This window comes from Cupriavidus gilardii, assembly GCF_013314895.1.
Taxonomy (GTDB): Bacteria; Pseudomonadota; Gammaproteobacteria; order Burkholderiales; family Burkholderiaceae; genus Cupriavidus; species Cupriavidus gilardii_C.
The window spans coordinates 300614-321241 of sequence record NZ_JABTYE010000004.1 but is presented as its reverse complement, the minus strand read 5'-3'; the positions used below and the strand labels follow the sequence as shown (position 1 = coordinate 321241).

Below are 20628 nucleotides of genomic sequence, written 5' to 3'. Positions count from 1 at the left end.
GATCATGCCGGCGTTCGGGATACGCCCGGCGAAGCTGGGACGCGCGTTATTCCACGGTCGCGCCGGATTCCTGCACGATGGTCTTCCACTTCTTGTAGTCGGACTGAACCAGATCGGCGAACTGCTTCTGGGTCATCACCTTCGGCTCGGCGCCTTGCTCGTGAATCGCCTGGATCATCGCCGGCGTGGCGAGCTGCTTGTTCACTTCGGCGGCAAGCTTGTCCACCACATCGCGGGGAGTCTTGGCCGGGGCGAAGATGCCATACCAGGTGCTGACATCGACCTGCTTGTAGCCGCTTTCCGCCAGCGTCGGCACATCGGGCAGCGAGGTGCTGCGCGTGGCCGAGGTCACGGCCAGTGCGCGCAGCTTGCCGGCCTTGATCTGCGCCATGGCCGACGGTACCGAGGCCACCATCAGATCGACGTTGCCAGCGATGGCATCCATCATCGCGGCGTTCGAGCCCTTGTACGGCACGTGCAGCAGCTTGATGCCCGCGGCCTGGCTGAAGATTTCCGCGGCCAGGTGAATCGTGGTGCCATTGCCCGGCGAGCCATACTTGATCGAGCCGGGCGCGCGCTTGGCGGCCGCCACCACGTCGGCGATGTTCTTGAACGGCGAATTGGCCGGCGCGACGATCATGATCGGGGTATAGGCGACATGGGTCACCGCCACCAGATCCTTGGTCGGGTCGTACTTGACCGTCTTGTAGAGCCACGGGGCCACGATCAGGTTGTCCTTCTGGCCCATCACCAGCTCATAGCCATTGGGCGTCGCCCGTACGGCTTCGGCAATGCCGATGGTACCGCCGGCGCCGGGGCGATTGTCCGGTACCACGGTCCATTTGGCGCTCTGGGTCAGCTGGTTGGCGACGAGGCGGGACAGGATGTCGGTGCCGCCGCCCGGGGGGAATGGAATCACCAGTCGAATCGGCTTGGAAGGCCAGGCGGTGTCGGCCTGAACCGGTGCGACCGCGGCCATGCCGCAAGCGGCCAGAAGGGCGAGCAACGCCTTCTTCATTGTCTGTCTCCTGTTTTGGGATGTCCCGAACCAGTCGTTTTGCTGGCTTGTCGCGGCCGGATGGCGCCGGTCCCGCTGGGCTGGTGCAAGTCTAGAGGGCGGGAGTGGAGCGGGCGAAGTCATATTTTCAGAGACCAGATATGCGTTTTCAAAATAGCGGAGGGTATCACTAACCGGGATGGGGAGCACAGGAAGGGCTGCGCGGGACGCCCATCGCGGCGCCGCCGACGGTATGGAATGGGCGCCTCGCCGGGGCGCCATAGCGTGCGAGGCCGCAGCGCTTCCTATAGAGGTCACTGCTTGTTAAGACGGTGGAATTTTCGGCAAGCGTTGTAGCCGATCGGCTGGCAACTTATGGGGATGTTGGCGCCTTGCCATCTCCTTCATGTCCTTGCCATATGAACCAAGATCTCGACCACTCTGTTGCTTGTTATCCCGCCCGCTATCCCGCCCGCTATCCCGCCTCCTATCCCGCTCGGCATCCCCCGCGCTGTCCAGTGGCATATTCGGTCCGCCATGCGTCCGAAAGTTATTCGACCTTGCGTCGCCTTCCCGATCCCATATGCCTGGGCGTCGCCGAACCCGGGGGAACAGCCGATGCGGGTCACCCGCCGGCGAACGGCCGGGACCACGATGCCTCTTACAAGCTGGTGTTCTCCTTCCGGGAAGTCGTACGCGACCTGATACACGGTTTCATCGACGACCCATGGCTGCGCGCGCTGGACTGGAATTCCCTGGAGCCGGTGCCGGGAAACTATGTGTCGGACCGCCTTCGTTACGGCATCAACGATGTGGTTTGGCGTATCGGCGTCGCCGGGCAGGAGCAGCCGCTCTACTTGCTGATTGAATTTCAAAGCCGGATCGATGCCGACATGGCGGCACGCATGCTGGCCTACGTCGGCATGTTCTACCGCGATGCGAGCCGCCGACGTGACCGTCGACCTGGCCGCCGGCGCGTCACATAGTATCCAGCGGTGCTGCCGATCGTGCTCTACAACGGCAGCAGACCATGGCGGGCGAATACGGAAATTGCGACGATGATTTCGCCCCTGCCGCAGTCCTTGGCGAGTCACCAGCCGCGCCTGAACTATTGCCTGATCGACCGTACTCGCTATACGGATTCCCAATTGGCGGCGATGCGAAATCTGGTGGCGGTGCTGATGCGATTCGAACGGGCACAGAGCATTGAAGCGATGCTCGAACCATTGCGGCTGGCGAGGGAATTGACAGCTCACAATGCTGCCCTTGACCAAGCAATGACCGCGTGGTTCGCCGCACTGACCCCGAACGCTTTGCATTTAACCGAAGTACATAACCTCAAGGAGTTGGAAATGGAAATGTCGGCACGATTCGACCGGTGGGCTCAGCAGTATACGAAGCAGGGGATCGAGCAGGGAATCGAGAAGGGGATCAAGAAGGGAATCGAGCAGGGGATCGAGCAGGGGATTGAGAAGGGGGTTCAAATCGGTCAAGCCAAAGCCCTGGAAAAGCTTCTGCGGCTTCGATTCGGCCCATTGTCCACACACATTCTCGCCAAGCTGGATGCCGCTTCAACGGATCAGTTGGAGGTCTGGCAGGAGAGAGCCCTGGGGGCGCAGTGCCTGGATGACGTGCTTCTGCCGTGACGCATGCAATGCAGGTCAGGACGGGCCTCGTAGGATGATGTAGCCCACCGGCTCCGCCCGGCCTCGCGTTCACCCGAGACCGGGCCTCCCAAAGCGCGAAGCCGTTCAGAACCGACGCGCCAATGTTATTGCGTGACGCAGCTGAAGCTCGCGGCCACGTTGATGTCGCCGCCTCCGTTGTACCGCGGCCAGGTCGGGTACGGGCAAAGCGGGCGCGTGCGCCCCGGCACGCCGACCGTGTCCGCGACCACCTGTGCCGGCGGTTCGGTGCCTTTCTCCACCCAGTTTTCCAGCGCGGTCAGCGAATCCCACGCGGCGTTGAACACGGTGCTGGCGGCGTGGCCATAGCCGGGGATTTCGTAGTAGCGCATGAACTGCGCGACCCGGTCCGCGCCCATGGTGGAGCGCACGCGCTCGTAATACTGGGCCGTCGCGCGGGAGCTGACGAGCACGTCGGCATTGCCATGCGCCATCAGGATCTTGCCGCCCTTGGCGGCGAACGCACTGAGGTCCGTCTTGTTGATGTCCTGCAGTGCGGTCAGCTCGCCGACCCGCGATTGCCAGGGGCCGGGATTCTCCGGGTCCAGCGACAGCGAATTGAAGTTGGGATCGCGCGTGACGAAGAAGCGAACCCACTGGTCCCAGAACACCGCGAAATATGGCGCCGTGGCAGGCATTGGCGATGCGGGCTGGTCGAGATTGAGCGCCAGCGCGATCACCGTCGCCTGCACGGGCGATGGCCCCGACATGCCAAGGTCCGCTCCCCATATGTTGAAGCCCGGGTACTGCGTCTCGCCGCTGCCCAGCGGATACGCGAACTGGATCGGCGCGTTGTAGACCTTCAGCGCCGCGATCTGCGGATCGGACAGGCAGTTGTCGCCGGTGTCGCCGCCGCCCGCGCAGCGTAGCGGGGCGCCGTTCAGCGTCGCGGTCGCGGGATCGAAGCTGGCGTTGCACGCCGCGACATTGCTGATGAGGCCATCCTGCACGCCGTCGAGCGTATCGCAGGCCTGCAGTGAGGCGTCAAAGAGTGCGCGACGTTTGGCGGCATTGGGATAGGCCCCTGGCTGAGCGAGCGCCCGCGTGATGCGGCCAAACGCCAGATCCAGTGTCGCGGCGTTCCACGCGGGATAGAGCACGATGGCACCGTTCCAATCGTCGGGCCAGCGCTGGACCACGGCGAGCGCTTCGCGGCCGCCGGTGGAGCCTCCCGCAAAGTAAGCCTTGCGCGGTCCTTCGGTCGCGTAGCGGGCCTTGATCAGGTGCAGCGCGGTGTCGCGGGTCTTCTTCAACGCGTCGCTGGCGAAATTGCGCAAGGCCTCGTCATTGACGCCGAACGAGCCATCCCGGCTGCCCAGCGCGCCGGCCTGATGGCCGGAGTCGCTGGCGAAGGTGGCATAGCCTCGCCCCAGCGGTGTGGGCTGGTCGGCGGGTCCGGCCGGCACATTGCCTTGCGGCGACGGAATCGTGCCGTTGTAGCCGCCGCCACCGAACATCATGATCTTGTTGTTCCAGTTGGTCGGAAGATTCAACTGGAAGCGAATGTTCGGCGCATTGGGGTCGACCGGCCGGATATGGCCCGCCACCCGGCAATACTCGCCGGTAGTCTGCGCGCCGCTGCCGCCTGCCGGTACTACGGTCGCCTCCGTGACCACCGCACCAGAAGTGGGCAGTCCGATTGCCGTGGCCGGTACTTCGACGCTCGCCATTTCGGCGCAGGACTTCGGCTTGGCGGCACTGGGCGGTGGCTTGTGCTCGTGATCGTCGCCGCCGCAGGCGGAGAGGGTCAGGACGATGCCGGCCAGCAGCGCGCCGGAGGCGGCGCGGACCGGATTGTCAGCGTGGCGGGTGCCGCGGCGCTGGTCCGGGGGATTTTCCGTGTTGGTATCTTGCATGCTTTGTCTCCATGTCGATATTCCGCCTTGGCCCTGGACCGGCACTTGGCAAGGCTGTCAGGCCGCGCAAGGGGGCGGCCAATCGACCATAGGAGGCGCAGCGCGATGCGTCAATCACGGAGATGGCTGATGGTCGGCAACGAGGCTGCCATCGGATCGCGGGGACAATGCAGGCGGAGAGCGCCGGCCCCTCAGAAGTCGACCTTCTGCCCTGGCTCGGGCACGATGATCCGGGTTGTTTCCGTGGCGCCCAGCGCCGCGGTGAACTCTGCCGGCGTGCCGCGCAACATGGGGTTGGTCAGATAGTGGATCGGAATCGCGTACCTCGGCCGAATCATCTCGCGCACGGCGATCGCGGCCTCCCGCGGCCCCATGGTGAAATGCCCGCCGATCGGGATCAGCACCAGGTCCGGCTTGTACAGCTCTCCGATCAGCCGCATATCGGCGAACAGGCCGGTATCGCCCATGTGCCAGATGCGAAAGCTGTTCTCCATCTCGATGATGTAGCCCACCGGCTCGCCGCCGTAGTGGACTTCGTCCTTGCCTGAACTCGGGTTCTTCCAGACCAGCTCGGACGAGTGCTCGGCATGCACGGCGGTGATCTTCGGACCGTTCGCACCGAACGGCGTCACCGTGCCGCTCTTGCCGAAGCGCTGCGATAGGTTGGCCGGCACCATGCCGAGGCTGACCAGCGTCTGGCCCATGCCGCCGCCGTTGTAGATGGGGGCGTTATGCATCTTCGCCAGTGCGGGCGCATCGCCCAGGTGGTCGCCGTGGGCATGCGTGACGAGGATCAGATCGACCTTGCCGAGCGTCTGCAGCTGCTTGAACGGGGCGGGCGTCTTCGGGTTTGCCGTCAGCCAGGGATCGATAACGATAACCTTCCCGCCCGGCGTCGTGATGCGCGTGGCGGCCTGGCCAAGCCACAGGACCTCGGTCTTTCCCGCGGTCACCTGGCCCGCGGCCGAAGGGGTGGGTCCTGCTGTGGAGGCGGTGGGCGCGGTGGTCGGTGCGTGGGCGGCGCATCCGGTAAGCAGTGTCAGCAGGGCGGCGAGCAGTAGCGGGCGGGCTTGAGGCATGGCGTCCTCCGAGGAAGTGGGTGAAGCACGCAGGGGCGGTATGAGCAGCCGGCAGGACCAGCACAGGCAGTATTGGCACCCATCATGGCAGTGTCAACCGGACGCGCCTTGATCGCCGAGGCCTGCTCCCGCCCGCTGAACAATGTCGCCATCGGATTCCCCGGATCCCGTCCTCAAATGCCTCTAACGCGTAATCGCGCTGAGTCGGCGGAACACGACGGTGGTGCTGGGAGGGCTGAGCCGGAGACATCTAGTCCCGACTAGCAGGTCGGCGTACCCCGAGTCAGCGCCCGCTCGATACACCCGATGATCTCCGTATCCTCGAACGGCTTGTTCACGAAGCACGCGGCGCCGGCCGCGCGGGCGCGCTGTTCGTGGCCGTGGTCGGAGAATGCGGTCATGAAGATGATCGGCACATGGCAGCCGCGCGCGCGCAGCGCCTCGCACAGCGCGAAGCCGTTCATCTGCGGCATCTGGATGTCGGTGATCACGCAGGCGACGCTGCCCAGCGTGGTGGACGCGAGCAGTGCCGCGCCGCTGCCGTAGAGTTCGACCGCGAGGTCGAAGGACCGCACCAGTCTACCCATGGCATCTCTGACGGAGGCGTCATCGTCGACGATGGCAATCACGGGGGGCGAGGTCACAAGGGTTCCTTGGGGAATCGGACGCGATGGACAGAGGCGTTCGGCCCGTCCATCGCTCGATCGAAGCATACTGCGGTACGGCAGAGCGCCCAATCATACGGTGGTATGTCGGTGATGACCCGACACGGCTCGGCGTCGGACACCGTTTGCCTAAAAGGTATGCCGCATGCCGAGCGCGAGCACCTGCGGGTCGGCGCCCGCCGCGATGCCCAGGCCGTTGATGGCGAAGTCGTACGTGGCGTTGCGCTTGTTGTCGATGCGGCTGTAGAACGCATACAGCGCCGTGCGCTTCGACAGCGGATAGTCGTAGCCCACCGTCCATTGCATGGCGCCGGTCCGCGGACCGCTGCGGACGAATCCGACGGTGTCGGTCGACGTACCGGTCCCATTCGCGGCAAATCCAAAGCCCAGGCGCAGGCTGCCGAGGCGCAGCTGCTGCACCAGCGACGCATACCAGGCGTTGCGCTGCAGATCGCCGCTGGCGGTCCGGTAGTGCAGGCGTTCGTAGACGCCGGCGACGCGTGTGCCGGGCAACAACTGCCACGCCACGCCGAGCTTCAATGCGTCGTCGCTGCGGCCGGCCGCCTGGTAGTGCCGGTGGACCTCGTAGGCGACGGTCGCATCGAGCGTGCCGCGCTGGTAGACCAGCGCGGCGGAGTAGAGCGACGGATTGCGTGCGACCGTCGTCCTTTCCTCAGGCAAGCCCCAGCCGAACCACAGGCTGGCGCCGCCGAAGCGCGGCGAGCGGTATTGCACGATGTTCTTCTGGCGGCGATCGAACGAACTGGTGTTCTCGACGTTGTCGGAAGTGGATGCCGACCCATTGCCGATCAGCGCCATATAGCCGGCGGTGGTCGGGTAGTAGGGGTCGTAGCCCATCGTCGACTCGGTATACGGCGTGTGCCAGTGGCCCAGGAACAGCAGGCCGTAGTCGCCCTGCAGGCCGATGCGCGAATTGCGGCTGGCGATCTGGCCCTGGCCCGAATCGAGCGACAGATTGCTCTCGATCTGCCATAGCGCCTTCAGCGAACCGCCCAGCGTCTGCTCGCCGCGCAGGCCGAACACCGAGCGATAGTTGCTCTGGCGGATGCCGCTGCCGACTACGGTGCCATCGGTGGCCGTGCTGGCCCGCGTGTATTCGATCGCGGTATTGAGCCGGCCGTAGACCGTGACAGAGCCATCGGCCAGCGCGGAACCGCACGTCATCGTCAGCATGCCGGCGCAGCAGAGCGCGTCAATGCGCCGCATCGCCATCCTTGCGATTGGCGACAAGCGTCGGCCCCGGCGTGCCGGTAATCTTCGGCACGCATTCGGCATGGAACCAGGCCACCGTGACCGGCTCGCCGGCCAGCATGCGCTTGATCGGCGGAATCAGTTGTTCGCCGATCAGCATCCCCAGCAGGCCGATCAATGCGACCGCCGGCGGCGCGGGCGAGCGGACCTGCATCAGCGCATAGATGATGCCGACCAGGATGCCGGCGCCCAAGGAAACGAGATAGATCTTCATGGCAGCCTCGTAAGCAGGAAGGAAGCGGGAAGCGAGCGGAAAGCGAGCGGAATCAGGGCGGCGCGGGCGGCAGGCCGACACCGAGCAGATGGCGTACGCGCGGCGGCTCGGCACCGGTGTGGAAGCGGGCGATGTCGCGCTGCAGGTCGGCGTCCGCGTGCGGCACGCGGCGGTGCTGGCGCAGATGCTCGGCCCACGACTCGACCAGGAACCATTCGGTCAGCAGCTCCGGATCGGTCGGGTCTTCCATCACGCCCCAGCTGAAGGCGCCATCGCGCAGGCGTTCCTCGGACAGCTTGTGCACGGCGTGCAGGAAGCCGTCGCGGTTCGCTGGCGGAATCCGATACTCGATCAGGATCATCACCGGACCGCGGTCGTGCGCGATCTCGTCGGCCATCTCCGGCTCGGGCCAGTGGTGTGCCGGGCCGAGGTCTTCTTCGCCGCGCGGCAGGCGTATCCGGTGCAGCAGCAGCGTCGCGACGATCAGGCCCGCGCCGGCGATCCACAGCGCGTTGGGCGTGCCCAACGCCTGCGCGACGAAGCCCCAGATCAGGCTGCCGCCGGCCAGCGCGCCGTTGAATACCATCTGGTAGACCGCCAGCGCGCGGCCGCGCACCCAGTTCGGCAGGATGGCCTGCGCCGCGCCGCCCAGGGTGGTCAGCGCCGTGATCCAGGCCGCGCCGAGCAGCAACAGCAGCGGCAGGGCGACCCAGACGGGCGGCGCGAGCGACAACGCGGCCATCACCGCGGCGGTGACCACCGCCGACAGCAGCACCAGGCCATCGGCATCGAGCCGCTTCTGCAGCGCCGGCATGGTCAGCGCGCCCAGGATCGCGCCCGCGCCGACCGCGCCCAGCAGGACGCCGTAGAGCCCCGCGCCGCCGTGCAGCAGCTGGCGCGCGACCAATGGAAGCAAGGCCCAGACGCTGCTGCCGAAGGCAAAATGCACCGCGGCACGCAGCAGCACGATATGCAGCTTGCTGTGCGCCCGCGTGAAGCGCAGCCCCGCACGGAAGGCGCTGAAGAAGTGCTCGCGCAGCGGATCGCTGGGCTGCGCCGGGCGTCGCCACCAGATCAGCGCCGCGATCACGAACAGGTAGCTGAGCAGATCGGCGCCGTAGGTGGCCGCCGCGCCGAATGCCGCCAGCAGCAGGCCGCCGGTGGCAGGACCGATGGCGCGGGCGATATTGACCCCGAGCGCGTTCAGCGCCACTGCCTGCCGCAGCGTGCTCGGCGGTACCAGCTCGGGCACGATCGACTGCCACGTCGGCCCCATCATCGCCGCGCCGATGCCGCCGACGAAGGCAAGCGCGATCAGGATCTCGATGGTCAGCGCCTGCCGCCAGGCCAGCAGCATCAGCGTGCCGCTGACCAGCGCCAGCCCGATCTGGATCACGATCAGGAAACGGCGGCGATCCAGGATGTCGGACAGCACGCCGGCAGGAATCGCGAGCAGGAACACCGGCAGCGTGGCGGCCGCCTGGATCGTTGCGACCGCGGCGGGGGAGGTCGACAGATCGGTGGCCAGCCAGGCGCTGGCGACATCGCGCATGAAGCTGCCGATATTGCCGAGGATGGTGGCGACCCACAGCACCGCGAAGGTCGGCCTGGCCAGCGGGGCGAAGCTGCTGGTCGATGCCGGCGCGGCCGCCGTGTCGGGTGGCACGCTGGTACTCATGCCGGCCTCCGCGTACGCCGGTCGTGCCACGCGACCAGCAGGAAGCCGCCCACCAGGCCCAGATGCTCGAAGAAGGCGTTCGCCATCATGAACTGCGCCTCGGGCGGCGCGCTCCAGAATCGGTTGGCCAGCAACGTGGCGGCGAGCGTGAAGACGGCCAGCGCCAGCGCGCCGAGCCAGCGCCAGACTCCAAGCAGGATCATCGCCGAGGCGGCCAGCTCGAGCGCGATGGTGCCGGCGGCCATCGGCACCGCCGGGTTCAGGCCGAAGTGCCGCATCTCGGCGACGGCACCGGAGAAGTCGAACAGCTTGACCAGCCCTCCCTGCAGATAGGCTGCACAGAGCAGCAACAGCGCGATCCAGCGCAGCCAGCGCGGCAGTGTGCCCGCATCGTCATCGGCCCGCGACGGCCGCGAGGTCGACAGCATCATGTCCGTTCTCCGGTTGCCGGCTTGCAGGTGCGCTCGTACGTGGGCTCGTACGTGGGCTCGTACGTGGGTTCGTACGTGGGTTCGTACGTGGGCTCGTACGTCGGCTTGTCCATCAGAATGCCCAGCACGAGCACCCCAGCGCGCCCCAGAACCCGCTTTCGTCTGCGGTCGGCACGTTGGAGGTCCACGCCTTCGCGTGCGCGTGGCCATGCACGCCGCACGACGACGCGCAGCCGCAGGCGGTGTTCAGCGCCAGCGTGCGTGCCTGCGCCTGCGCCTGCGGACGGGGCTGGTAGCGGCTGCCGTGGCGGGCCGGCGACCAGTCCGGCATCGGCGGCGGCAGGTCCGGTGCGTGCCGGCCGAACTCGGCGTCGCCGTAGACCACCTTGCCGCCGAGCACGGTCATCACGGAGGTGATGTCCTGGATCTCGTCGCCCGGCACCGAGAAGTAGTCGGACGACAGCACCGCGAGATCGGCCAGCTGGCCCACCTGGATCTGGCCCTTCTTGCCGACCTCGGACGAGAACCAGGTGTTGGCCTCGGTCCACAAACGCAGCGCGGTCTCGCGGTCCAGCAGATTGGCCTGCGGGTACATCGCCATGCCCCCCACGGTCTTGCCGGTGGTCAACCAGTACAGCGATACCCACGGGTTGTACGAGGCCACGCGTGTGGCATCGGTGCCGGCGCCGACCTTGACGCCGCGCTCGAGCATCTTCCTGATCGGCGGCGTGGCTTCGGCCGCCTTCGCGCCGTAGCGCTCGACAAAGTATTCGCCCTGGTAGGCCATGCGGTGCTGCACGGCGATGCCGCCGCCGAGCGCGGCGATGCGGTCGATATTGCGGTCCGAGATCGTCTCGGCGTGGTCGAAGAACCAGTTCAGGCCTTGGAACGAGACGTCGCGCGCAACCTTCTCGTAGACATCGAGCGCGCGCGTGATGGTCTCGTCGTAGGTCGCATGCAGGCGCCACGGCCAGCGCTTCTCGGCCAGCAGGCGGATCACCGGTTCCAGATCGGCCTCCATCGACGGCGGCATGTCGGGGCGCTCGACGCGGAAGTCTTCGAAATCGGCCGCGGTGTAGACCAGCATCTCGCCGGCGCCGTTGTGGCGATAGAGATCGTCGCCCTGGCCCGGCCGCACCGACGAGGTCCAGTTCTGGAAGTCGCGCAGCTCTTCCTTTGGCTTCTGCGTGAACAGGTTGTAGGCCAGGCGCACGGTCAGATGGCCTTCGCGGTGCAGCTCCTCGACGATCTGGTAGTCGTCTGGATAGTTCTGGTAGCCGCCGCCGGCATCGATCACGCCGGTGACGCCGAGCCGGTTGACCTCGCGCATGAAATGGCGCGTCGAGTTCTTCTGATACTCGGGCGGCAGCTTCGGGCCCTTGGCCAGCGTCGCGTACAGGATCGTGGCGTTGGGCTTGGCCAGCAACAGGCCGGTCGGATTGCCGCTGCCGTCGCGCACGATTTCGCCGCCCGGGGGATTGGGCGTGTCCTTGCTGTAGCCGACGGCGCGCAGCGCGGCGCCGTTCAGCATCGCGCGGTCGTACAGATGGAGGATGAACACTGGCGTGTCGGGCGCCACGGCATTCAGTTCCTCGATGGTCGGCAGGCGCTTCTCCGCGAACTGGTGCTCGGTGAAGCCGCCCACCACGCGCACCCATTGCGGCGCCGGGGTGCGGTCGACCTGCGCCTTGAGCATGCGCATCGCATCGGCCAGCGAGCGCACGCCGTCCCAGCGCAGCTCCATGTTGTAGTTCAGGCCGCCGCGAATGATGTGCATATGGCTGTCGATCAGCCCGGGAATGGCCCGCCGGCCATTCAGGTCGATCACGCGGGTGCCCGATGCCGCCAGCTTCATCACGTCCTGGCGCTCGCCCACGGCGATGAAGCGGCCGTCCGCGATGGCCACGGCGTCAGCCTGCGGATTGGTGCGATCGAGCGTGGCGAACTTGCCATTGACGAGAATCAGGTCGGGCGTCGGGTTCGGTGACATGGCGAATAGCTCCGAAGAGGCGGCCGCGCCCAGCGCGGCCGCCGAGGCGATGAACTGCCGGCGGGTGACTGACATAGGCTGGGTCTTCCGGCTCAGGCGTTCAGGAAGGCCAGCAGGTCGGCATTGACTTCGTCGGCATTGATCACGCACATGCCGTGCGACGCGCCCGGGTAGACCTTCAGCGTCGCGTTCGGCACGATCTTGGCGGACAGCCGAGCCGCGTTGTCGATCGGCACGATCTGGTCGTCATCGCCATGCAGGATCAGCGTCGGCACCGTCATCTTCTTCAGGTCCTCGGTGTAGTCGACCTCCGAGAATTCCTTGATGCAGGCGTACTGGCCGACGATTCCGCCGGCCATGCCCTGCGCCCAGAACGCGTCGATGGTTCCCTGCGAGACCTTGGCATCGGGCCGGTTGAAGCCGAAGAACGGCACGGCCAGGTCCTGGTAGAACTGCGAGCGGTTGTCGGCGACGCCCTTGCGGATGCCGTCGAACACCTCCAGCGGCAGGCCATTGGGATAGGCCGCGCTCCTGGCCATGGTCGGCGGCACCGCGCCGATCAGCACCGCCTTGGCGACGCGCCTGGTGCCATGGCGGCCGATGTAGTGCGCCACCTCGCCGCCGCCGGTGGAATGACCCACCAGCGTCGCGCCCTGGATGTCGAGTGCGTCCAGCAGCGCGGCGAGATCGTCCGCGTAGGTATCCATGTCGTTGCCGTGCGCTGGCTGATCCGAGCGGCCGTGGCCGCGCCGGTCGTGCGCGATCACGCGAAAGCCCTTCTGCACCAGAAACAGCATCTGGGCATCCCAGGCGTCGGCGTTCAACGGCCAGCCATGCGAGAAGACGACCGGGCGGCCTGTGCCCCAGTCCTTGTAGAAGATGCGGGTGCCGTCCTTGGCGGTGATGGTGTTCATCGGTTGGGTCCTCGAGTCAGGTGGATGCGGTGGGATGGGGCGAGGCTTCAGCGTGCCGCCACTGGCGCGATCGACGGGTGCGGCGTGGCGGTGCGCTGCTCGGCCTTGTGCACCATCGTGTAGGCGTAGTCGACGCCCATGCCGTAGGCGCCGGAGTGTTCCTTGACCAGCTTCATCACGGCGTCGTAGGTGTCGCGGTGCGCCCAGTCGCGCTGCCATTCGAGCAGCACCTGCTGCCAGGTCACGGGCACCACGCCGGCCTGCACCATGCGCTGCATCGCGTAGTCGTGGGCGTCCTTGCTGGTGCCGCCCGACGCATCGGCCACCATGTAGATCTCGTAGTCGCCTTCGAGCATCGCGCACAGCGCGAAGGTGGTATTGCAGACCTCGGTCCACAGGCCGGACACCACGACCTTCTTGCGGCCGTTGGCCTTGAGCGCGTCGCGCACCTTCTGGTCGTCCCACGAATTCATCGAGGTACGTTCGAGCGTCTTCGCCTCGGGAAACACGTCCAGGATCTCGGGGAAGGTGTAGCCCGAGAACGATTCGCTCTCGACCGTGGTGATGGTGGTCGGAACATTGAAGATCTTCGCGGCCTTGGCCAGGCCGACGACGTTGTTCTTCAGCGTCTGCCGGTCGATCGACTGCACGCCGAACGCCATCTGCGGCTGCTGGTCGATGATGATCAGCTGGCTGTTCTGCGGGGTCAGGACTTCTAGCTTCGGGTTGGCCATCGGGTGCTCCTTGGAAACGAGGCTGGGTCGGTGGAGGGGAACGGTGGCGTTCGCGGTACGCGTAGCCGGGACGGCGGCATCGCACCCGTTCGCGATCGGCGAAGCGGACGGCGATGCGGCCCGACAGAAGACTAGATGGCGCAGGCATGGGCCGCCATTGCCCGATCGTATTAGTTGCCGTTGGCGTGAGATGGGGAGGGCAGTCGGCGCAGCGCCCGGCGAGCCGCGTCGCCTGCGATGCCGAGCGGCACTAACACAAAGGTATGGGTGGCCGGGCTGGCGCGCCTATGCTGAAATCGGCGGGTCCGCGGGCCGCGTCACGGCCCGTGTCTATAATCCGCGAGATCTGATCGCGCACACTGGAGGACCGACCGTGACATCCCACAGCGAGGCGCATGCTGCCGGCGGCGAGTCGATGGTGCTGATCGTCGACGACGATGCGGGGCTGCGCGATGCGCTGGGCAACCTGTTTCGATCCGTCGGCATGCAGGTCGCGCTGTTCGGTTCCGCGGCAGAGTTGCTTGCCTTCGAACTGCCCGCCATGCCGTGCTGCCTGGTGTTGGATGTGCGGCTGCGCGGGCCCAGCGGCCTGGACCTGCAAACCCGCCTGGCGCAGATGGGCGTGCCGATTCCGATCATCTTCATGACCGGCTATGGCGATATCCCGATGACGGTCGCCGCCATGAAGGCCGGCGCGGTGGACTTCATGTCCAAGCCGTTCCGCGACCAGGACCTGCTCGATGCCGTGACGGCGGCGCTGGACAAGGACCGTGCGCGACGGCACGGCATGCGCCAGGTCGAGGAGATCCGCCGGCACTACGCCACGCTGACACCGCGCGAGGCCGAGGTCATGGGGCTGGCCGTCACCGGCCTGCTGAACAAGCAGATCGCGGCGGAGATCGGCATCAGCGAAGTCACCGTCAAGATCCACCGCGGCCAGGCCATGCGCAAGATGAGGGCACGGACTTTCGCGGACCTGGTATTGATGGCCCAGCAATTGGGCATCCGGCAAAACCTGCCGGTCGGCTGAAGCAGCGCCGCTTCGCCCGGAGACGGGCCGGTGCCCCGGACCGGGCGCTCAATCGGCTGTCAAAATATTTGAATAACATGGCCAAACCGCGGCGCTTCTCCGGCCGCCGCCTCCCCCTATAGTTCAGCACATGGACGACGCAACGGCGCAACAAACCAAAGCGCGGCAGCGTCCGGATCGATTCAAATTCGCTGACTATTGAAGGAGAAAGCCATGACCAAGAACGCCGCCCTGAAGATTGCCTCCGCTTTGCTGCTGTCGTTTGCCGGTGCCGGCATCGCACAAGCCGCGACGGTTCCCGCCGACAAGTACGGCTACGAGTTCCGCACGCCGCAGACCTACACCGACGGCGCGCGCACCTTCGATGTGCACAGCGATGGCGCACGCAGCTTCGACCCGTACACGCAGGGCGCCCGCAAGGCCGACCCCTATCTCGATGGCGCGCGCAAGGTCGCCGGGCTGGACCGCGTGGGCGTCTCGGCGACGCCGGGTCGTGCGGCCGATGCGTACACGGACGGTGCCCGTAGCTTCGACGCCTTCAGCGAAGGCGCACGCAGCGTCAATCCTTACCTCGACGGCGCGCGAGTCCAGGCTTGATCCCGTGCGGCGCGCCGGGATACACGGCGGCGCGCCGCACACGCTGTCTATAATGGCCGCCCACTCGCAGGCAACGGACGGAGAACGGCGGTGAGATACGAAGTGCAGGTAGCCGTGGCCGCGCGCGTCGCGCCGACGGCCGTGTCCGGGAGCCCCACCCCATGACGTTGCCGAGCCGTCCCGAACTACCTCCGCCCATCGTGTTCGACGCGGCATGGCTTGCCAGCACGATAGCCAGCGAACTGGGCGCCGCCGACGGTGTGGTCAGCGAGCGCCTGTTCGACCCGCGGACCGGTACCTCGTGGCTAGGCCGCAGCGCGTTGCTGGCATCGGCCGGCGCGCATCGGCAACTGCAGAACGAACTCCGCTTGGCCCCTCGGCTGCATCCGTCGTGGGCCGCGGTGCCGATCGCCACCATCTGGACCGCCGAGCGAATGGTGCTGGTGTCGCAGGCGCAGCCGTCTTCGCGCACTGCCGCGGTCGACATCGGCGCTGGCGTATCCATCGCCGCCGTGTTCGAGATCGCCATCGCCGCCGCCCGCGCATTGGCGGCCATGCATGCGCAAGGACTGCTGCATGGCGATATCCGCCCCCACAATCTGCTGATCGACGACAGCGGCGCGCTGCGGCTGACCGGCTTCGGCCATGCCGTCGCCATCGATTCCACGCGGCAAGCGCTGCCGCAGCCGGGTCGCGCGGCGCTGCCGTACCTGCCGCCCGAAATCGCACGCGGCGACGTGGCGCGCGTCGGCGTCCGTTCCGACCTGTACGCGCTGGGCATCGCCTTGTACGAAATCCTGATCGGCTCCCACCCGTTCCAGGCCGATACACCGGCTGCATGGCATCACGCGCATCTGGCCGTCGAGCCGGTGCCGCCGCAGTTTCGCCGCAACGATGTGCCCGGCATGCTGGGCCGCATCGTGCTGAAGCTGCTGGCAAAAGACCCTGCCGATCGCTATGCCAGCGCCGGCTCGCTGGTGTCGGACTTGCTGCGGCTGCGGACCGAGTGGGAATCGACGGGGCGTATTGCGCCGTTCCAGCCCGACGCCGCCGGTCCGCCGCCGATCCCGATGCTGCCCGGACAGCTGTTTGGCCGAGAGACGGAGATGGCGCTGCTCTCGCAGGCATGGTCCCGAGTGTCGGAGAGCGGCAAATCCGAACTGGTGCTGATCGCCGGTGCCGCAGGCGCGGGCAAATCGGCGCTGGTCGGCTGGCTAGGCCGCGAGGCCGGCCTCGACGCGGTCCGCTTTGCCACCGGCAAGAGCGATCAGTTGCAGCGCGAGATTCCGTATTCGCCGGTGGTGCAGGCGGTGCGGGCGCTGACGATGGCCTTGCTCGGCCAGGACGAGGCGGCGCTGGCCCCCGTGCGGCAGCGTTGGCTGGCGGGGCTGGCGGGCCAGGGCAGGGCCGTTGCGGAACTCGTGCCCGAGGTCGAGCACGTGATCGGAGCCACCGCACCGCTATCCGATGTGCCGGTCGCGCAGGCGCGGACGCGCGTGGACACCGCCATGCTGCGCACCTTCGCCGCCTTCGGCGAGGCCGGCAGGCCGCTGGTGCTGTTCATCGACGATCTGCAATGGGCGGACGCTTCCACCATCGGGCTGCTGGAGGCGTTTGCCGCGCAGCCGCCCGACCACGTGCTGCTGATCGGCGCCTATCGCGAGTCCCGCGCGGCGCAGGAGCCAGGTGCCGGCATCATCGAGCGGCTCGCGGGCTTGCTGCAGCCTGCGCGCTCAGGCACGACAATCGCCGCGACGCCCCCCGCGACGACCGCCCCGATGGCCGTCAGTCGCATCGAGATCAAGCCGCTGGCGCTTGCCGAGCTGACCGAGCTGGTGGCGGCCGCCCTGGACGAGCCGCCGGCGCGGGTGGCCGAGCTCGCGCGCGCCGTTCGCGCCAAGACCGGCGGCAATCCGTTCTTTACCTACCAGCTGCTGCGCACGCTGATCGATGAAGGGATGCTGGCCTACGACGGCGCGGCGGCCCGGTGGCAGTGGAGCGAAGCCGATCTGCTGGGCCTGCGTTATACCGACAGCGTGATCGACCTGATGATCCGGCGCTTTGCCCGGCTGCCGACCGCCGGCACGCTGCTGCTGCAGCAACTGGCCTGCGTCGGCATACGGTGCGGCGAAGGACTGCTGGCGCGTATTGCGGGCATCTGTCCGCTGCAGATCGGCCAGCGGCTGCGTCCTTTCGTCGAGGCCGGCTTGCTGGATCGGCTGCCCGAGGGCTATGCCTTCCGGCACGACCGCGTGCTCGAGTCGGCGTACTCGATGATCGCGCCCGAAGAACGGCCGGCCATGCATGCCCACATCGCGGCCAGCATGATCGAGCACTGGCAGGAAGAGCTGCCCGACTACGCCTTCGAGATCTGCAACCAGATCGAGCGCGCGGGCGATTACCCGCTGACCGGGCAGCAGCGCGCCGCGTTCATCCATGTCGCGATCGTCGCGGGCCGGCGCGCCAAGAGTGCGGCCGCCATCGATCAGGCCACGCGCTATACCGATGCGGCGTTCCGGCTGATGCCAGCATCATGGTGGTCATCGCATGAGGGTCCGCATGGACGCGTCGACGATCGTTCCCCTTACGCGCTCGCCTACGCGGCCAGCGTGCTGCGCTGCGAATGCCTGCTCGCGCGGGCGGACCTCGATGGCGCCCGCCGGGAAATCGATGCGCTGCTGATGCGCGAGCTGCGGCCGATCGACCGGGCGGCCGTGCACCGCCTCGAAGCCATCCTGCTGACCGTGCGCTGCGATTACGAAGGGGCGATCAACGCGGCGTTGTCCGGCCTCGCGCTGCTCGACGTACGGCTGCAGCGCGATCCGGCCCGCACGCACCATCGCGCGGCCTACGACGCGGTCAGAGCCGCGCTGGGCGAACGGGCGATCGCCGATCTCGGCGCCTTGCCGACGACCGAAGATCCGCGCATCCGCACGGCGATGGGCCTGCTGTCGACGCTGATCTCGTCGCTGTTCGTGTCCGACGGCATCAGCTTCCTGCACGCCGCCAAGATGGTCGAACTGACGCTGGAGCACGGCGCCACGCCCGAATCGGCATATGGCCTGTCGTGGTTCGGCGTCTTCGTCGCCAGTCTCTACGACGAATACGACGACGGTCTCGCCTACGGCCTTGCCGCGCTCGCGCTGATCGAGCGCCATGGCTACGAGGCCGAGCGCATCGCCACGCTGGTCGCATTGGACCAGGTCAGCGCCTGGACCCGGCCGCTCGCCCATGCGCTGGAATACGCGCAGCGGGCCGTCGCGCTGGGACGCGCGTCCGGCGACATCGGCATGGCCTGCTATGCCTGCAACCACATCGCCTCGGACCTGCTTGCCATGGGTGAGCATCTGCGGCTGGTCAAGGAGGAGATCGAGCGCGGGATCGAGCTGACGAGGCTGGTCCAGTACCGCGACATCGAGCTGATCCTGCAGGCGCAGAGCCATTTCGCGCATCGCCTTTGCGCGGGAGACGGTGCCATGGCGCAGGACGGGCCGGCGCCGGCGGCGCGAACCAGCGTCAACGAGCGGCTGCGCCTGAGCAACTCGCTGCCCACGCGCTTCTGGATCTGGCTGTATGACGGCATGGCCGCGGCATACCTGCACGACTGGGAACACGCCAGCCGCAGCCTGTCGCAGGCCGAGACGCTGATCTGGTCGGCCCCGGCGCATATCAACGTGGCAGACTGCCGCCTGTATCTGGCGCTGGCGTGTGCCCGCGGCCCGCAGGCCGTGCGCGATCGCGACGGGGCCATCGCGGCGCTGGCGGGCCATCGCGAGCGCTTTGCGCGCTGGGCCTCGCTCAATGCGCTGACGTTCCACAACAAGCTGTCGCTGCTCGACGGCGAGATCGCGCGGCTGCGCGGCGATCCGCTCACCGCGCTGGTCTGCTACGAGCGTTCGGCGAACGCCGCCGCGGCCGCCGGCTTCGTGCACGAGCAGGCCCTGGCGAATGAACTGGCCGCGATGCTGTGCGAGGCCCACGGCTTGCATACCGCGGCCCGCCAGCATTACGGTGGCGCGCTGGCCTGCTACCGCCGCTGGGGTGCCGACCACAAGGCGGCGCGGCTGGCGGCGCGCCATCCGGACCTCGACGCGGAGCGCGACAGCCAGATGCACGGCGTCGCGCCATCCGGCTCGGCGCGGGCCAGGCCGGCGCGCTCGCTGCGTCTGGACGCCGCGCACGCGATGTCGGGCGAGGTCGTGATGGACCGGCTGATCGAGGCGCTGATGACCCATGTGGTCGTCCACGCCGGCGCCCAATACGGCGTGCTGCTGCTGATGCATGGAGAGCGGCCGATGATCGAGGCATCGGGCCGCGTCGCCGATGGACGTGTCTCCGTGACGCTGGGGACGGTATCGCCGACCCAGTGGGCGTTGCCGCTGACCGTACTCAATACGGTGCTCCGAACGCAGCAGACGCTCGCACTGGCCGACGCGGCCGCCGAGGCCCCGTCGGTCCGCGAGCGAGCCGGCACCGTCGGCCCGCTGCGGTCGGTGCTGTGCGTGCCGCTGATCCGCGGTGGCAGCCTGATCGGCGCCTTCTATCTGGAGAACAATCTTGCGCCCGGCGTGTTCGATGCCGACCGCATCGCGGAGCTCGAAGTCCTGGCGCCGCAGGTCGCCATCTCGCTCGAGACCGCGCGCCTCTACGAGCAGCTGATCGACGAGAATACGCGCCGGCTCACCGCCGAGATGAACCTGCGCACGGCGCGCGCGGAACTGGCCCGCACCTCGCACCTGACGGTGATGGGAACCCTGGCCGCGTCCATCGCGCACGAAGTCAACCAGCCGCTGACGGCGATCGTGGCATCGGTCGACGCCAGCCTGCGCTGGCTGAAGCGTCCCGCGCCGGAGCTGGGCGAGGTGGCCGAAGGGCTCGCGCATATCAAGCAGAACGGCCTGCGGGCCGCCGACATCATCCGCGCCTTGCGGTCTCTGGCAAAGCAGGCGCCCGCGGTGTTGGCCGAGCTGCAGCCGGACGACGTGGTGCGCGAAGTGCTGGATATGGTCCGCATGGATATCGACGAACACGATGTCCGCGTCGTCGTGCGGCTCGAGGCCGGACCCGCGACGGTCGAAGGCGATCGGATCCAGTTGCAGCAGGTCGTGCTGAACCTGATCACCAACGCGCTCGATGCGATGGCCGACACGCCGGTCCAAGCGCGCGAGCTGACGGTGACGTCATGGCGCGAGCATGCCGAGGTGGTGGTCAGCGTACGGGACCGCGGCGAAGGCGTCGCCGCAGATGCCGCCGACCGGATCTTCGATCCCTTCTTCACCACCAAGGCGAGCGGCATGGGCATGGGCCTGGCGATCTGCCGCTCGATCGTCGAGGCGCACGGCGGCACGCTGCAGGCGCGTCGGGCCGGGCAGGGCGGCAGCGAGTTCGTGTTCCGGTTGCCGGTAGCGGCGGGTTAGTGGCGGGGTAGCGGCGGCGTAGCGGTGCGACAACTACCGCCGAGGCAGTTGAAAAAAACGCGCAAGGCG

14 protein-coding genes and 1 pseudogene are annotated in these 20628 nt (G+C 67.4%); 4 read left to right on the top strand and 11 right to left on the bottom strand.

The window, feature by feature from the left end; translation table 11 throughout:
• Window positions 1-46: 46 nt before the first annotated feature.
• The gene (locus HTY53_RS06170; RefSeq protein WP_174105559.1) at window positions 47-1018 is read right to left on the bottom strand and encodes a tripartite tricarboxylate transporter substrate binding protein; all 972 of its coding nucleotides are present in this window, start codon (window positions 1016-1018) and stop codon (window positions 47-49) included.
• Between the two features lie 398 nt (window positions 1019-1416).
• Between HTY53_RS06170 and HTY53_RS24735 the strand changes: the two are divergent.
• Window positions 1417-2643, top strand: a pseudogene (locus HTY53_RS24735) (Rpn family recombination-promoting nuclease/putative transposase).
• Between the two features lie 125 nt (window positions 2644-2768).
• On the opposite strand, the gene HTY53_RS06155 reads toward HTY53_RS24735, so the two are convergent.
• From HTY53_RS06155 to HTY53_RS06110, 10 genes are all read right to left on the bottom strand, one after another.
• On the bottom strand, window positions 2769-4538 hold the full coding sequence (locus HTY53_RS06155; protein ID WP_174105556.1) for a tannase/feruloyl esterase family alpha/beta hydrolase: 1770 nt from the start codon (window positions 4536-4538) through the stop codon (window positions 2769-2771).
• A gap of 191 nt (window positions 4539-4729) precedes the next feature.
• Window positions 4730-5617 carry a metal-dependent hydrolase gene (locus HTY53_RS06150; protein ID WP_174105555.1) on the bottom strand — a complete coding sequence of 296 codons (888 nt, stop codon included), beginning with the start codon at window positions 5615-5617 and terminating at the stop codon, window positions 4730-4732.
• A 260-nt stretch (window positions 5618-5877) separates the two neighbouring features.
• Window positions 5878-6261 carry a response regulator transcription factor gene (locus HTY53_RS06145; RefSeq protein WP_368040922.1) on the bottom strand — a complete coding sequence of 128 codons (384 nt, stop codon included), beginning with the start codon at window positions 6259-6261 and terminating at the stop codon, window positions 5878-5880.
• Between the two features lie 150 nt (window positions 6262-6411).
• Complete coding sequence (locus HTY53_RS06140; protein WP_254599843.1) at window positions 6412-7476, bottom strand: porin; 1065 nt, start codon at window positions 7474-7476, stop codon at window positions 6412-6414.
• A 19-nt stretch (window positions 7477-7495) separates the two neighbouring features.
• Window positions 7496-7768, bottom strand: coding sequence for a XapX domain-containing protein (locus HTY53_RS06135; RefSeq protein WP_174105553.1), 273 nt, complete (start codon window positions 7766-7768; stop codon window positions 7496-7498).
• Between the two features lie 52 nt (window positions 7769-7820).
• Window positions 7821-9446 (bottom strand): MFS transporter, encoded by a 1626-nt coding sequence (locus tag HTY53_RS06130; RefSeq protein ID WP_174105552.1) that lies wholly within the window; start codon window positions 9444-9446, stop codon window positions 7821-7823.
• Window positions 9443-9874, bottom strand: coding sequence for a DoxX family protein (locus HTY53_RS06125; RefSeq protein WP_254599842.1), 432 nt, complete (start codon window positions 9872-9874; stop codon window positions 9443-9445). Before HTY53_RS06125 ends, HTY53_RS06130 begins: the two co-directional genes overlap by 4 nt.
• A gap of 115 nt (window positions 9875-9989) precedes the next feature.
• On the bottom strand, window positions 9990-11942 hold the full coding sequence (locus tag HTY53_RS06120) for an amidohydrolase (RefSeq protein ID WP_174105550.1): 1953 nt from the start codon (window positions 11940-11942) through the stop codon (window positions 9990-9992).
• A 17-nt stretch (window positions 11943-11959) separates the two neighbouring features.
• The gene (locus HTY53_RS06115; RefSeq protein ID WP_174105549.1) at window positions 11960-12781 is read right to left on the bottom strand and encodes an alpha/beta fold hydrolase; all 822 of its coding nucleotides are present in this window, start codon (window positions 12779-12781) and stop codon (window positions 11960-11962) included.
• 47 nt (window positions 12782-12828) lie between these two features.
• Window positions 12829-13515: a hydrolase gene (locus HTY53_RS06110; RefSeq protein WP_174105548.1), complete on the bottom strand. Its 687-nt coding sequence runs from the start codon at window positions 13513-13515 to the stop codon at window positions 12829-12831.
• A gap of 415 nt (window positions 13516-13930) precedes the next feature.
• On the opposite strand from HTY53_RS06110, the gene HTY53_RS06105 reads away from it, so the two are divergent.
• The 3 genes from HTY53_RS06105 (at window position 13931) to HTY53_RS06095 (ending at window position 20559) form a co-directional block, all read left to right on the top strand.
• A complete protein-coding gene (locus HTY53_RS06105; protein ID WP_174105597.1) occupies window positions 13931-14545 on the top strand; it encodes a response regulator transcription factor in 615 nt (204 codons plus the stop codon).
• Window positions 14546-14758: 213 nt separating this feature from the next.
• A complete protein-coding gene (locus tag HTY53_RS06100) occupies window positions 14759-15142 on the top strand; it encodes a hypothetical protein (RefSeq protein ID WP_174105547.1) in 384 nt (127 codons plus the stop codon).
• Between the two features lie 161 nt (window positions 15143-15303).
• Window positions 15304-20559 carry a trifunctional serine/threonine-protein kinase/ATP-binding protein/sensor histidine kinase gene (locus HTY53_RS06095; protein ID WP_174105546.1) on the top strand — a complete coding sequence of 1752 codons (5256 nt, stop codon included), beginning with the start codon at window positions 15304-15306 and terminating at the stop codon, window positions 20557-20559.
• Window positions 20560-20628: the final 69 nt, after the last annotated feature.

Excerpts from the sequence above, each read along its gene's own strand:
- HTY53_RS06170 (WP_174105559.1), bottom strand. The coding sequence starts at position 1,018 with ATGAAGAAGGCGTTGCTCGCCCTTCTGGCCGCTTGCGGCATGGCCGCG.
- HTY53_RS06155 (WP_174105556.1), bottom strand. The coding sequence starts at position 4,538 with ATGCAAGATACCAACACGGAAAATCCCCCGGACCAGCGCCGCGGCACC.
- HTY53_RS06150 (WP_174105555.1), bottom strand. The coding sequence starts at position 5,617 with ATGCCTCAAGCCCGCCCGCTACTGCTCGCCGCCCTGCTGACACTGCTT.
- HTY53_RS06140 (WP_254599843.1), bottom strand. The coding sequence starts at position 7,476 with ATGCTGACGATGACGTGCGGTTCCGCGCTGGCCGATGGCTCTGTCACG.
- HTY53_RS06135 (WP_174105553.1), bottom strand. The coding sequence starts at position 7,768 with ATGAAGATCTATCTCGTTTCCTTGGGCGCCGGCATCCTGGTCGGCATC.
- HTY53_RS06130 (WP_174105552.1), bottom strand. The coding sequence starts at position 9,446 with ATGAGTACCAGCGTGCCACCCGACACGGCGGCCGCGCCGGCATCGACC.
- HTY53_RS06125 (WP_254599842.1), bottom strand. The coding sequence starts at position 9,874 with ATGCTGTCGACCTCGCGGCCGTCGCGGGCCGATGACGATGCGGGCACA.
- HTY53_RS06120 (WP_174105550.1), bottom strand. The coding sequence starts at position 11,942 with ATGTCAGTCACCCGCCGGCAGTTCATCGCCTCGGCGGCCGCGCTGGGC.
- HTY53_RS06115 (WP_174105549.1), bottom strand. The coding sequence starts at position 12,781 with ATGAACACCATCACCGCCAAGGACGGCACCCGCATCTTCTACAAGGAC.
- HTY53_RS06110 (WP_174105548.1), bottom strand. The coding sequence starts at position 13,515 with ATGGCCAACCCGAAGCTAGAAGTCCTGACCCCGCAGAACAGCCAGCTG.
- HTY53_RS06105 (WP_174105597.1), top strand. The coding sequence starts at position 13,931 with ATGGTGCTGATCGTCGACGACGATGCGGGGCTGCGCGATGCGCTGGGC.
- HTY53_RS06100 (WP_174105547.1), top strand. The coding sequence starts at position 14,759 with ATGACCAAGAACGCCGCCCTGAAGATTGCCTCCGCTTTGCTGCTGTCG.
- HTY53_RS06095 (WP_174105546.1), top strand. The coding sequence starts at position 15,304 with ATGACGTTGCCGAGCCGTCCCGAACTACCTCCGCCCATCGTGTTCGAC.